At 63.7% G+C, this 14,137-nt stretch carries 7 protein-coding genes; 6 read left to right on the top strand and 1 reads right to left on the bottom strand.

The features are described from left to right. Nucleotides 1-13: 13 nt before the first annotated feature. From ABD808_RS35630 to ABD808_RS35615, 4 genes are all read left to right on the top strand, one after another. On the top strand, nt 14-2,791 hold the full coding sequence (locus ABD808_RS35630) for a DEAD/DEAH box helicase (RefSeq protein WP_344906952.1): 2,778 nt from the start codon (nt 14-16) through the stop codon (nt 2,789-2,791). Then, the gene (locus tag ABD808_RS35625; protein WP_344906949.1) at nt 2,788-7,935 is read left to right on the top strand and encodes a class I SAM-dependent DNA methyltransferase; all 5,148 of its coding nucleotides are present in this window, start codon (nt 2,788-2,790) and stop codon (nt 7,933-7,935) included. The genes ABD808_RS35630 and ABD808_RS35625 overlap by 4 nt, the downstream gene beginning before the upstream one ends. A 3,051-nt stretch (nt 7,936-10,986) precedes the next feature. Continuing rightward, entirely contained in the window at nt 10,987-11,436 is a 450-nt protein-coding gene (locus tag ABD808_RS35620; RefSeq protein ID WP_344906946.1) for a hypothetical protein, read from the top strand. Then, nucleotides 11,436-11,939, top strand: a complete 504-nt coding sequence (locus ABD808_RS35615; protein ID WP_344906943.1) for a hypothetical protein — start codon at nt 11,436-11,438, stop codon at nt 11,937-11,939. Before ABD808_RS35620 ends, ABD808_RS35615 begins: the two co-directional genes overlap by 1 nt. 147 nt (nt 11,940-12,086) lie before the next feature. On the opposite strand, the gene ABD808_RS35610 is transcribed toward ABD808_RS35615, so the two are convergent. Beyond that, on the bottom strand, nt 12,087-12,512 hold the full coding sequence (locus tag ABD808_RS35610; protein WP_344906940.1) for an ATP-binding protein: 426 nt from the start codon (nt 12,510-12,512) through the stop codon (nt 12,087-12,089). Between the two features lie 107 nt (nt 12,513-12,619). Here ABD808_RS35610 and ABD808_RS35605 point away from each other — a divergent pair, with 107 nt between their 5' ends. Both ABD808_RS35605 and ABD808_RS35600 read left to right on the top strand, forming a co-directional pair. Then, complete coding sequence (locus tag ABD808_RS35605) at nt 12,620-13,432, top strand: helix-turn-helix domain-containing protein (RefSeq protein ID WP_344906938.1); 813 nt, start codon at nt 12,620-12,622, stop codon at nt 13,430-13,432. Then, nucleotides 13,429-13,623, top strand: a complete 195-nt coding sequence (locus ABD808_RS35600) for a DUF397 domain-containing protein (protein ID WP_344906936.1) — start codon at nt 13,429-13,431, stop codon at nt 13,621-13,623. Before ABD808_RS35605 ends, ABD808_RS35600 begins: the two co-directional genes overlap by 4 nt. Nucleotides 13,624-14,137 lie beyond the last annotated feature (514 nt).

The raw sequence follows: 14,137 nt of genomic DNA, 5'->3' as shown, positions 1-14,137 counted from the left end.
AGGAGCCCGCCGAGTGACCTCCTCCGCAGAGACCGAGACCCCGTTCGCGCCGGGCGCTCGCGTCGAGGTCCGCGACGCGGAGTGGATGGTGCGCACCTGCACCCCCACGCCCCGCGACGGCAACAAGGTCACCGTTGTGGGCGTCTCGGAGTTCGTCCGGGACGAGGACGCGGTCTTCTTCACCAAGATCGACGACGTCGTCCCGCTGCGTCCCGAGGACACCCGGCTCGTCGCCGACACGTCGTCGGCGTTCGCGCGCAGCCGCCTCTACCTGGAGTCGGTGCTGCGCCGCACGCCCCTGCCGCAGTCGGAACGCGGCTTGGCCCTGGCTGATCGGTTCCTGCTCGACCCGCTCACCTACCAGCAGCGCCCGGCGGAACTGGCGCTCAGGGGCCTACGCCCCCGCATCCTCCTCGCGGACGTCGTCGGCCTCGGCAAGACCCTCGAAGTCGGACTGATCCTGGCGGAACTGATCCGAAGGGGACGCGGCGAACGCATCCTCGTCGTGACACCGCAGCAGGTCCTCGAACAGTTCCAGCACGAACTGTGGACGCGGTTCGCGATCCCGCTCGTCCGGCTCGACTCGGTCGGCATCGAACGGATCCAGCGCGACATCCCCGCCGGACGCAACCCGTTCCTGTACTACAAGCGCGTCATCATCTCCGTCGACACCCTCAAGAACCAGGGCCGGTACGGGCAGCATCTGGAGAACATGCACTGGGACGCCGTCGTGATCGACGAGTCCCACAACCTCATCAACGAGGGAAACCTCCGAAACAAGCTGGCCCGCCTCCTCGCCAGGCACACCGACGCGCTGCTGCTGGCGAGCGCGACCCCGCACAACGGCGACGCCACGTCGTTCGCCGAGCTGATCGGCCTGCTCGACCCGGCCGCCATCGCGAACCCGAAGGAGTATTCGGCGTCCGACATCGACCACCTCTACATCCGCCGGACGAAGATCAGCGACGAGGTGCGCGACCAGATCGGCGGTCGCTGGCCCGACCGGGGCCCGTCCGTCTCGCTGCGGAGCCCCGCCACGCCCAAGGAAGAGGCGATCTTCACCGAACTGGCCGAGGTCTGGCTGCCCGGACCGGACGGCACCGGCCGCCCGGTCGTCGACAATGACCGCCGCCTTTTCCCCTACACGCTCGCGAAAGCGTTCCTGTCGTCGCATGTCGCGCTCGCCACGACCGTCGCGAAACGGTTGAAGAACGCCAGCGAGCAGCGCGAGATCGAGGCCCTCAACGACCTCGCCTTCCTCGTCCAGCAGATGAACGACACGGACTCGGCCAAACGCAAGGCCCTCGTGGACGAGCTGAAACGCATCGGCGTGAAGGCCAAGGGGACAATGCGCGCCGTCGTGTTCTCCGAGAGCATCCCGACCCTGGAATGGCTCGCCCAGACCGTCCCCGCCGAACTCGGCCTCGCCGCCGACCAGGTGCAGATCATGCACGGCGGCTTCTCCGACCAGCGGCAGCAGGAAATCGTCGAGACGTTCTCCCTCGCCGACAGCAAGGTCCGCCTCTTGTTCACCGGGGACGTGGCGTCCGAGGGCGTGAACCTGCACCGGCAGTGCCACCACCTGATCCACTACGACCTGCCGTGGAGCCTCATCCGGATCGAGCAGCGCAACGGCCGCATCGACCGGTACGGGCAGGAGCACCAGCCGCAGTTCCGCGCGATCGTCCTGACCTCGCAGACCGAAGGCGCGCTGGACGACACCACCGTCGCCGAAAAGCTGCTCAAACGCGAAGAGGAAGCACACCGCAGCATCGGAACGGCGGAGGCCGTCACCCGCGAGTTCACCGCGAAGAAGGAAGAAGACCGCCTCATCAAGGACCTGCTCAAGGGCAAGTCGGTGGAGGAGTCCCTCGCCGAGGCGCCGCCCGTCGACTTCCTGGCGAACCTGTTCGGCGCGGTGGAGCAGGAAGAAGCACGCGCCGAGGTCAGGCGCGCCCGCGTCCCGAAACTGTTCGGGTCGACGGAGGAGTTCGTCCGCGAGGCACTGCGCACCGTCTGCCCGACCCTGCGCGTCGACGACGACGGCGGGCTGCTCGCCTTCGAACCGCCCCGCGACCTCGTCCAGCGTCTCTCCGCGCTGCCGACGTCCTACCTGCGCACCCACAAGATCACCGAGCGGATGAAGGTCACCTTCGACCGCGACCTCGCACAGCGCAAGCTGGACGAGGCGCGCCGCACCAAGACCATGTGGCCGGACATCGCCTACCTGTCCGACCTGCACCCGATGGTCGAATGGCTGGTGGACAAGGTGCAGGTACAACTCGTCCGCCGCCAGGCGCCCGTCATCACCGCGACGGTCGACGAGCCGACGTTCCTCGTCCAGGGCATCTACTCCAACGCGCTCGGACAGCCCACGGTGGTCGACTGGATGGCGATCAGCGGCCTGCCCGACACCCCCGTCGTCCGGGACATGACCGAGGTCCTCACCGCGGCCGGAGTCGGCCCCCAAATGATCAACACCAACCGAACACCCGATATCGACCGGCTCACCCCGCTCATCGTCCCCGCGATCCGGGCCGCTCGCCGCCACCTGGACGAGCAGCGCGACCGCCACGACGACGAGGTAGCGCGCCCGCTCCGCGAGTACGACGGCCAACTCGAACTGTGGGAGCGCGAAAGTTTGAAGAGCCTGGACGGGAGTTCGCACGGTGCGAAGAAACGGGGACACGTGACCGACACCGTCGCCGACCAGAAACGGTTGCTCCGAAGCCTGGAAACAACGGGTGAGCCGCTGCTGCGCATTCTCGCCGTGCTTGAGGGGGACTCGTGACCTACGACTCGATCGTCAACCGCGGCGACTACTTCTCGGCCCACTACCTGGCCGAGGTCCTCCCCAAGGACCTGAAGAAAAAGGAAGGACTCCTCGCCCGCTGGACCGAGGCTGAGAATGACGGACAGCCGACCCCCCGCACCGGCCTGCGCGGCCTCAAACGCAGCTACTTCAAGGACCGTCCCACTTTCGCGGACGCTCTGGAGACGGTCCGCGAGGGCAGGGACCTCCCGAAGATCGACGAATGGAAGAAGTCCCTCCACGAACTGCACGGCGACATCCTTCGCGCCCTGGGCTTCAAGGCCGAGCCGCGCGTCCTTACAGTCGAACGCTCCGACAAACAATACGAAGTAGCCGTCGCCCACGCCGAGCCCGCCGACCGACCCAGCGTCATTGCGATCGAATGCGGATGGGCCCCCGACGTCGACGCCGCCCTCGACAGCAGCGAGGCCGGACGCCTCCTCACCCCCGTCGAACTCGACCACCCGCACATGCTCCGGACCGGCGACAAGCTCGCGTCCTGGCTGTTCGCCGCCGACGAGCCGCCCCGCTACGTGCTGATTCTCGCGGGCGGCGTCGTGATCCTCGCCGACCGGCTGACGTGGGGCGAGGGACGCTACCTCGCCGTCAGCCTGGACGTGGCGCTCGGCCGCAGCACCGCCGCGACCAGCGAAATCGAAACGATCGCCGCCCTCTTCAGCGCGGATTCGCTGCTCCCACCCGAGGAAGGCGGAGCCGAACCCCTCGCCGAACTGCTCTCCGGCTCCCGCCAGCACGCCGTCGGCGTGTCCAAGGAACTCCGCGAAGGACTCCGCGAATCCGTCGAGATCATCGCGAACGAAGTCCTCGACCGAATGCGTGAACAGGGAGTCCGCCCCGAAGAGGTCATGGAACCGGCGGCCTTCGCCAAGGAGCTCGGCCGCGAATCCCTCCGCTACCTCTACCGAATTCTCTTCCTCCTGTACGCCGAGGCCCGCCCCGAACTCGGCATCCTCCCCACCGACGACGAGGCGTACGTCAAGGGCTACAGCATGGCCCGCCTCGGCGACCTGATCGTCCGCGACCTGGTCTCGGAGGAATCGCGTCGCAGCGTCCACCTGTACGAGTCGCTCGACCTGCTGTTCCACATGGTCAACGACGGCCGCAACCCGCGCGGCGCGGGCCTCACGCTCGGCTCGGACGGCGAAGGACTCCGCTTCGAACCCCTCAAGTCGGACCTGTTCGACCCGAAGAAGACGGAATTCATCGGCAAGGACGCCATCGACCTGGACGAGGACGACCCCGACTCTCCGCCCATCGACACCCGCCTCCGCAACGAGGCGCTCTACAAGGTGCTGCGCCTGCTCATGCTCGCCAAGGGCAAGCGCAAGGAACGCGGCGGCTTCATCTCGTACGCGCAGCTCGGCATCAATCAGCTCGGCGCGGTGTACGAGGGCCTGATGTCGTACACGGGATTCATCGCGCAAGAAGAGTTGTACGAGGTCGCCAAGAACGGCGACCCCAAGGACGGCTCCTGGATGATCCCCGCCTCCAAGGTCGACGACTACGAGGACGCCGTCTTCGTCCGCCGCGTGGACGAGCACGGAATCAAAACCGAAGACCGCGTCCGCTACAAGCCCGGCGCGTTCGTCTACCGGCTCGCAGGCCGCGACCGCCAGACCAGCGCGTCCTACTACACCCCCGAGTCGCTGACCCAGGTCACCGTCCAACTGGCCCTCCGTGAACGCCTGGACCAGGACGGCACGACCACCCAGGCCCGCGAGATCCTCGACTGGACGATCTGCGAACCCGCCCTGGGCTCCGGCGCCTTCCTCAACGAGGCGATTAATCAAGTTGCCGCCGAATACCTGAAACGACGCCAGGCCGAAAAGAACCAGAGCCTCGAACCCGACCGCTACGCGGAAGAGTTGCAAAAGGTCAAGGCGTACATCGCCCTGCACAACTCCTACGGAGTAGACCTCAACGAGACGGCCGTCGAACTGGCCGAGGTCTCCCTCTGGCTGAACGTCATGCACCAGGGCCTGCAAGCCCCCTGGTTCGGCCTGCACCTCCGCCGAGGCAACTCCCTGATCGGCGCAGGCCGCCGCCTCTACGAGGCGCACCACCTCAAAAAGAAGGCGTGGCTGACCACAGCCCCCAACGACCACCCCTTCCGCAACGGCCCGATCCCCGACGGCCACATCCACCACTTCCTCCTGCCCGCCCAGGGTTGGGGAGCGGTAGCGAGCGAGAAGGAAGCCAAGAACCTCGCCCCCGAGGACGCCAAACGCCTGGCCGACTGGCGCAAGGGCATGCTCAAGGACCCGTCCACCAAGAAGAAGCAGGGACAGAAACTCACCCAGGTCCAACGCCTCCAGGGCTTGGCCCGCCGCGCCGAGTACCTATGGGACTTGGTCAGCAAGCGCTTGGAACTATCCGAGAAGGACATCAGCCGCCGCATCCGAGTCTGGGGCGCCGACGACCTACGCGAGCCAGCGGACGAGGTCGTCTCCCGCGAACAGATCCTCAAGGACCTAACGCACCCCGGCACGCCCTTCTGGCGCCTCAAAACCTTGATAGACACCTGGTGCGCCCTCTGGTTCTGGCCCCTGGACAAGGCCGCACTCCTGGACGGCTCAGACGACATCTACGACCGGCTGAAGGACAACGTCCTCGACAGCGTCCCGCCCGCACCAATCGAGACACCGGACCCCGCGCCGTCCGGATTCCCGCAAACCTGGGAGTCCGCGTCGCTCTTCGGGGACACCCCTGTCCAAACGTCGATCACCCAGCCCAAGCCCCGCCCCACTTCACCCCGCAAACCCACCCGCGTCGACCGCCGCCCTGTGATCCCGCTCGCCGACCTGGACGACTGGCTCGACTTCGCCGAGGCCACCCTCGGCAGCCTTGACAACACGGAAGGCACCTTCGGCGCCGAGGAAGAGCTGACGCTGGACAAACTCAGCGAGTTCGAGGAGCAGATCCCCGGCTGGATGGTCATGGACTCACCCGACCGCCTCCTGGCCCGCTTCCCCTGGCTCCCAACCATCACCGACCCCGAGGACGGAATCGCAACCCAACAGGGCTTCTTCCACTGGGAACTCCAATTCGCCCAAATCTTCCACAAGGGCGGCTTTGATCTGCAAGCGGGTAATCCTCCATGGGTTCGTCCTGAGTGGGACGAAGCTGGCGTTCTTGCTGAATTGGATCCCTGGTTTAAGCTCATTGAAAAAGCGACTGCGGACGAGCGCCGTCAACGCAAGACACGTTTGGTCTGTAACACGGCATCATCAGGCTTCGTTGTCGATGAGTTGGCTGCGCAGGCAGGAGGGTCCAACTTTGTTGGCTCGGTCGCAAACTATCAACTTTTGCGGGGCACGCGGCCTGATCTGTACCGTGCCTTCATGATTCGAGTGTGGAGTAATATTGGCTGGCGTGGGACGGCTGGTTTGCTGCACCCGGATACGCATTTTACTGGCGAGAAGGAAAAGAAACTACGTGCGGCAGCATACGCGCGTCTGCGCGTGCATGCAGACTTCGTTAATTCCGGGAATCGTTTCTTCCCTCCGCCGGTGAATCGAAGCTCGCATTTTGGTCTGCATGTCTATGGCACCCCGAGGCGTATCAGTTTTGCTCACCTGAGCTGGCTTTTCGCTCCATCCGCGCTAATTGATTCTTTCGAGCATCAAGGTGCAGGTGCGTTGCCGGGGATTAAGTATGGTGGAACATGGGATGAGCGACCACACAAATCCCGTGTTATCATGGTTGATTCTGACGTTCTTTCGGAGTGGCGAAATCTTTCCGGAGACCCAGTTCCTTCTGAGGAAGTACGGCTTCTTTACCCAGTCAGTGCAGTGGAACAGAAGGCGATACGCATCCTGGGGGAGGTTTCGTATCGTCTTAGTGCGCGAGCGTCGCGGATAACTCAAGGATATAACGAAACCATCGCCGTTAGCGATGGTCTTATTAAATGGAATATTCATGACCCAAATGACTGGGCTGAGATAATTCTAAAGGGTCCGCAAATCGGCGTAGCCACCCCTTTCTTCAAGCAACCGCCCAATACGGGAACGAAAGGTCGTCCGCAAGATCTCACCAAGCTGAATAAAGAGGCTTTGCCTCGGTCGGAGTACGCGCGCGCCACTGACCGTGAGACATACCGTCGAGCACAGGAGGTTTGGATGGACAGTCAGCGCTACGCCGAATACTTGTCCTCCCCCGAGGAACAAAGAAGAGCGCGAGAAGTGCTTGCAAAGGCAAAGGGGGGCCTACCCTCAGAGGTGCCTGTCAGTATGGTTGAAGATTTCCTAAAGGATAAGTCTTTGCGGCCATGCTCAGACTTCTTTAGAGTCTTCTGGCGCCGCATGATTCCCGATGACACTGACCGAAGTCTTTTTCCTGCAATCTATCCACCTGGGCCGGCCCATGTAGACGCTGTCAGTTCCCTGTCAATGGCGAGAACTAAAGAGACAGTTCTCGTAGGTGGGTTCTGGTCTAGCCTACCGATTGACTATTTGCTGAGGATAACAGGAACCACGGATCTCCGCGTGTCAAAGGCTAGGAGTATGCCGACTCCTGAGCCTGGGCATCCACTTGAGACTGCTCTTCTGCTACGTACGCTAAGGCTCAATTGTCTCACGCAAGCATACGCGGATTTGTGGGGAGAACTTTATTCACCAGAATGGTCTCGCGAGCAATGGGCGGTAAGCTGGCCAAATATTTCGGCGTTGGCCGCGGTCAAAACGGATTGGGATACTGCCACCCCGTTGCGTACGGAAGGTGAGCGGCGAGCAGCCCTTGTGGAGATCGATGCGTTGGTGGCTGTTTGGTTGGGGCTATCGGCAGAGCAACTCTGCGCGATCTATCGCGCTCGCTTTCCGCAGCTTTTCGGCTATGAATCAGAAATGTGGTTCGATGCAAATGGGGCAAAGATAGCAGCGAACTGGAATTCATTTGGTTCCAGCCAAACAAAGGGAGACTACGAGCAACTACGTAACTATCTTCGCGATCCAGGAGGTGTCCTGCCCCCTGAGGGCTACGAGGGCCCATTCTATCGAGCGGACCGGGAGGCGGAGTATCGGGAGGCACACGCTGTGTTCTCGGAGCGGTTGGAGCGGGGGAAGGGCGAGGGTTGGACGCCCGGTGGTGGAGGCTCGTCCGCGTAAGGCGGTTCGGCGTGCTCCGGAAGGTCTGACCGGAGCGGAATGTGGGCCGGTGCTGGCTGACCAGTAGGGTCTAGGGAGGTCCCCAAAACGTGCCGCCTCCCGATGGGGTACGGGACGCCGTTCGCCAGGCGGATCGGGATGTGATTTCCCTGGGCGCGTGGTGTGTTCTCGGAGCGGCTGGAGAGGGCGAAGGCTGAGGGTGAACGCCCGGTGGTAGGGGGCCTTCGCGTGAGATGTTTTGGGTGTTCCGGAAGGTCTGACGGAATCGAATGTGGGCCGGTGCTGGCTGACCAGTATGGGGATACAGCATCTGGAGATCCCAATAGAGTTCCGTGTTCTACGAGGGGGATTAGGAGTGGGCGTGTCGGGGGTCTCGTGCTGTGTTCTCGGAGTGGTTGGAGCGGGCGAAAGCTAAGCGGTGCGCCCTGTGGAGGGTTCCGCCGCTTGATGGCGTTCTATGGCGTACGTGGGCAATGCTGGTTGGCCAGTGTTGGGCTGGCGTTTCTGGTGTTCTTGGTGGGGACGCGCAAGTCCGTGCACGGCTTGTAGCCGGAAGAGCGATGGCAGAGACGTGAGCGCGTCCGCGTGGTGGGCTTGTCGTGTTTCGGGTGCCATGTTCGGTGTCGCGTGAGCCGGTGCTAGTCGTTAGGTGGCTGCTTGTTCGGGGTCGTGGGCGGGGGTACGTCGAGTGCTGCGCGACCCTGGTTGCGGCGATGAGCGAGAGGTGGGTCTGCCCGACTGGTGGATTCGTATGGGATGGGACGTCAAGCGCAGGGCGGCCGTTGGCGTGCGTGAGCGTTGATCGGGAAGCCCATTGTCGGGGCGCTTTAGCGGGACGGGTGTGGCGGGTATCTGTGCGATCGGGCATGTGGGACGCGGCGACCGGACGATGAAGAGTCGGCCGCGTGATGGTGGTGTCAGGGCTCGTTCTGGTGGGACGCGATGGCCTCTACCTGGTGAGGTCTGTGCGACGTTGCGTTCGCACGATGACCCTTGGGGTGGGTTCCGGGATGGTGTGCGGGTGCATCGGTTGAATCGTGCGGCTTTGTGCGCGATTTCATCTTGTTTGTGGTGGCGGGTGGGCGAAGTGATCGTTCTCAGGCGGGGGAACCGTGGAGTCGGAAGAGGAGGGTTGATCAGGAGATTTTTGACCGTGCGCGTTTTGGTGATGCGCGATTTGATGGGGGACAGCATGTCCTGGATGTGGGCCCCGCGCGTTGTGGGCATGCCTGGCGGACGGTTCGGTCTGGGCCGGGTCGCCTTTCCCGGTGGAAAGGGCTGCGGGCGTGGGTGTGGAACAGGGCAGCGGGACGGACGCACGCCCGGAGACCGGCGAGAAGTCGTATGCTCCGCCGCCTGACAACCCGGGCTCCGCCGGGCAGCCTTCACGGTTGGAGAGTCGGGCCCGTGCCCGTGACGCACAGGGGCAGGGTGAGGGCAAGGACCCGGCCGGTGAGGCGAGGGAGGACAAGCCGCAGGCCGCCGCCGGGTCGCGGGAGAGCGGTAAGGATCGCGAGGCCGGCAACGGTGAGGGCGGGACCGAGGGCGGACGGTCTGAGCAGCCCGCCGCGCGTAGCCAGCCCTACCGCGACATGCCGGGTTCGCCCGGGCAGCCGTCCCGCTTGGAGAGTCGGGCCCGCGCTCGCGAGACACAGACGCAGGGCGAGGCCGGGGACACCAGTGCCCCGGCGAGTCGGGAACGCGACGACAAACCAGTTGCCACACCGGTGAATGGCCAGCCACGCGAAGGCATGTCCGCTGGCGCGGGACGAGCCGAGCAGCCAGCCACGAGTCAGCGGCCCGGCCAGGACATGCCGGGGTCTACCGGCCAGCCGTCCCGGCCGGAAAGCATTGCCCGCACGCGGGAACAGGGGCAGCCGGGCGAGACCACGTCAGATGAAGGGCGTGACGTCCAGGCCGGTGGACGATCGGGTGAGGGTGGACGGGGTGAGCCGAGCGGTTGGCCCTACCGGGATATGCCTGGTCAGCCTGGTCAGCCATCGCGCTTAGAGAGTCGGGCCCGTGCCCGCGAAACTGCTGGGCAGAGCGCGACGCCGGAGACCGAGACGGGCGAGCGACCTGAACCACCTGCCCGCGTAACCGACCCGGCCCGACCGCAGGCCGAGGACAGCGGCACTGGGGAGCTGGGCGATGGCCGCGACGGTGAGCCCGTCCCCGAGCAGGACGGCCAGACTGGCACGCAGCTCGATTCACCCACGCGGCAGACCGACGCGACCGAGCCTCAGGCCGAGGGCGGGGAAGCGCGTGACACCAGCGAGGGTGAGGGACGGCCGCAGGACGCCCCTGACCCCATTAACGAGGCAGGGCCAACACGGCCCGACCGGGCGACGCAGCCGACATCGGACGCTGAACAGCCAACGCCCATACCGGACGAGTCCACCGACAAACCGTCCCCACCCGACAACGAAACCAGCGGATTACCGGACACCCGTACGGATGGCGATACGTCCGATGCTGACCGTGATAGGAATGCCGAAGACAACGGCACCAGCCCGGAGGCCCCCGCCAACCCCATCCTTTCCGACGTGCGCCTCGGCGACGACGCCAGCGTACGCATAGAACCCCGATACGGACGAGAACGGCCCGCGGAAACCGCACCCGCCCTTACCGAAACGCCTGACCCGGCGAGATTGCCCGCCCGCAAACAACTCGACCCCGCCGGAGAACAAGCCGAACCTAAACGTGGGGAACTACGGGATCCCAACGACGATCCTATGGCCCGTGATCTACGTGACCGCGACCCCGAAAAGAGAACTCGTAGGTCTGAGACTCTGGACAGGTTAACGAAGAATGTCGGAAATATGCATAAGGTGTTGGACGAGTTCTCCAAGCCTATCGATAAGGGTATGAAACGAGTCGAGCCTACGGGGCAACACTCTGGAAGTCGTCCTGATCACGGCTCCAACGTCCCGACCGATCAAAGCGTTAAAGCGGGCGACGCCACGATTGGTGGACTGGGGTTCGCTATAGTTGCTGTAACAGCCATCCGTCAGGGTGTTAACTTCGTGCAAGGCTTTTTGAGGAGGAGACATGAAGATAACGGATCAGCAGGTCGCCGTGTTGCGGGCGCAACTCGTCGGTAACCGTGAGGAGCACCTCAAGCTGATGAGGCAGCTCGACCCGGATGAAGCCAATACCTGTTACACCACCCTGGTCGCCGCCGCGTTCATCGCGGCAACCGAGGACCACTTCAGGAAGGATGGAAAGGTTGCTGAGGAGTCCGAGGTGATTGACTTCGTTGCTCGGATGCGCCAAAAAGATGATGATATAGCAGAGACAATTAGCCCAGAAATCGCTGAAAGTATGATCCTCGACATCCTTGGCAAGGGTACTGCGGTTGATGCTGATCCAGATCGAATGTTTGGCCATCAGGCATTTCTGCTTGCCGTGATGGTGAGTGAGAGAGAGTTCACGGACTCTGCGCTCGACTCCTTCTTGCGCGAAGCGCGTGAGCTTGCTGACGGTCACCTTGCCAATTAATGGACTACTCGGCGGTCAGGATTGGCGAGGAAAACATCCTTGCGTTGCGGGCTCTCCTCCTAGAGGGGCCAGCGGCTTGGACTCCCATACACGAGCAGGTTCAGGAGGACGACGAGACGGCGGCGGGCTACATGTCGCTGATCGTCGGTGCCTTTCACGTGGCGGTGCTGCGGAAGTTTTCGCCGACGTACACGAGCAGTGACATCATCCAGCTCGTCGCCGAGGTGCGTATCGCATTGGCGGAGAGCGGAGGAACGCTTAACGCGCTAGTAGCCGAGAGCCTGATCCGTGAGGTCCTGAACGCGCCCCAGCTTAAGGACGACGGCGGGAACGACGTGGAAGACGTCGTCCTCGCCCATGTCTTCGTGCTGCTGTTTCTCGTAGTTGAAGCGGACTACGATCGGGCCGGGTTGGAACAGTTCATCGAGGACGCCACGGCTCAAACAGAGAAGTGGCTTGCGGCTCGGCGGGCCGGGGCTGTGACCCAAGTAGCGGAAGGCTGAGGGGGCGCTCCCCGTACCGCGCGGCCTGGGTGTTGTACGTCCGCAGGCACGGCCCGGCGCCTTGGGCGTAGTGGTGCGAGGTGGTTCGGCGTGCTGAGGTTCTGAGCATCGGGAACTCCAGCACGCCGCGTTTCACCAGGCTGGGAGTCATGGGTTGAGACGGGCCCATATCCACTTTCCGCCGGAGGGTTCGGGGGTGTGGCCGCATGAGGTGGCGAGGGCCGCGACTATCGGTAGGCCCCGGCCGCCGTTGTTGTCCCAGTTCTCTTTGGAGACGTCGAGAGTGTCGAGTGTCAGGCGCTCCAGAGGGCGCATTCGCGGGCGGGCCGGGCTGGCGTCCCACACGGCGATGAGGACGCCGTGCGCGTCGCGACTGCACTGGTAGCGGATCTCCTTGCCCGGTGTGGCCGCCACGGCGTTGCTGATCAGTTCTGATGCGATGAGGAACGCATCGTCCGTTATGTGGGCGTAGCCCCATTTGTGTAGACGTGTTTGTGTGAGCGTACGTGCCAGCCCCGGCGCTGCTTTGGATGCCAGCATGGGGATCAGCAGGCAGTCCGGCGTTGCGATCATCGGTCGCCCGCTCCTTCCTGGAGGTTTTACGGTTCGTACCTCCAGGATCACGATCCGTTAGTAGAGTGAGGTGTATTCAGAAACACACAAACCCCCGAGAGGTGCCGATGAGCGCCGCCGATGAGATCGATCCCGCCTCTTCCCTCCACGCCTGGCTGGCCTATGACCTGCGCTTTTACCGTCAGAAGCGTGGGCTCACGGGTACTCAGGTCGGCAAGATCATTCACTGTGTCCGGTCCCATGTTGCGAACATTGAGGCTGGGCGGTCCTGCATCGACAAGGCCCAGGCGAAGTCCCTTGATCAGGCATGGGACACGGGAGGACACTTCGAGCGGCTGCTCGGATTCGCGCGGTCGCTGGGCACCCCGGACTGGTTTCGTCAGAGCGTCGAGTACGAGGTGACGGCGGATATCCTCCGCATCTACCAAGGGCAGAACATTCCAGCCCCTCTTCAGACTGAGGACTACGCCCGCGCTGGGCTGTCGATGGGCCGCGTCGATGACGTAGGGAAGGCCCTCGCGAACCGTATGGCGCGGCAAGAACTGATCATCGGCAGGGAAGACCACCCGCTGATGATGGTTCTCCTCGATCAGGACGCGCTGGATCGTCCGGTAGGAGGGCCCGAAGTCATGAGGGCGCAGCTCCGGCGCCTGCTCGAGTTGGGTGAGCGTCCAAACGTGAGTATTCGCGTCATCGCTCGATCGGTCGGCTGGCACGTCGGCTTGGCCGGGCCATTCCAGGTCATGAGCCTGGAGCGCAAGGAGGTGGCCTACACCGGCGCGTTCCATGGTGGCCGGTTGGTCCAGGATGCCGCCGAGGTTCGTGAGATCGCCATAGACTTCGAGCTGATCGGGGCGAAAGCCTCGTCCGAAGGCGAATCCCGTGCCCTGATCGAAAAGATCATGAAGGAGTTCGCATGACGACTAACTGGCGTAAGAGCTCGTACAGCGGTAACTCCACCGACGAGATGTGCGTGGAAGTTGGCGAGCTGGCCAGTGGTGTTGGTATCAGGGATTCCAAGGACCCGAACGGCGGGCTGCTGGATGTGAGCAGCACGGAGTTCGCCGCCTTGGTCGGACGGATCAAGCAAGGCGCGCTCGACCTGGCCTAGTCGTGCCTGCGCTGGTCTCGGGGTGAGCGGCTTGCTTCGATGCTCGCCCCGAGATCGGCGAAGGAGCGTCGGGGAGTGAGCAGGTAGGGGCTGCGTAATCCGGAAGGTGCGGGCGCACGCGACCTCAGAGCGGAGGGGAGCAGGCCGCCGAGACCGCACTCGTCCGAACCAGAACCACCAGGTCCGGCACGGTCGGCCACCCACGAACATCCCAATCCTGCCGGAACACAAGCTGATCCCACCCACGGCGGACTCCAGCGCGTGCCGGATCGGACCGAGCGTCCATCCGCACCCGAGCGAGGCGCCGCGATTGACTCGCGCCGTTTCTGTCCTGGCCAAAATTTGGCATCGGTCCACGGCGATCGTATCGATACCACTACGTATCTACGCCGCGTAGTCGCAGGTTGATGGGGTGTGCCGTGCGGATTCATGCAACGTGTTGACCATTCTCCGACTGATCAGTACGATCGCGAGTTGATAGAAATCTTTCAGCAGACTTCTGACGTAAGGATGG

The sequence above is a fragment of the Actinomadura meridiana genome, assembly GCF_039537545.1.
Taxonomy (GTDB): Bacteria; Actinomycetota; Actinomycetes; order Streptosporangiales; family Streptosporangiaceae; genus Spirillospora; species Spirillospora meridiana.
This window is presented reverse-complemented; position numbering and strand designations above follow the sequence as displayed.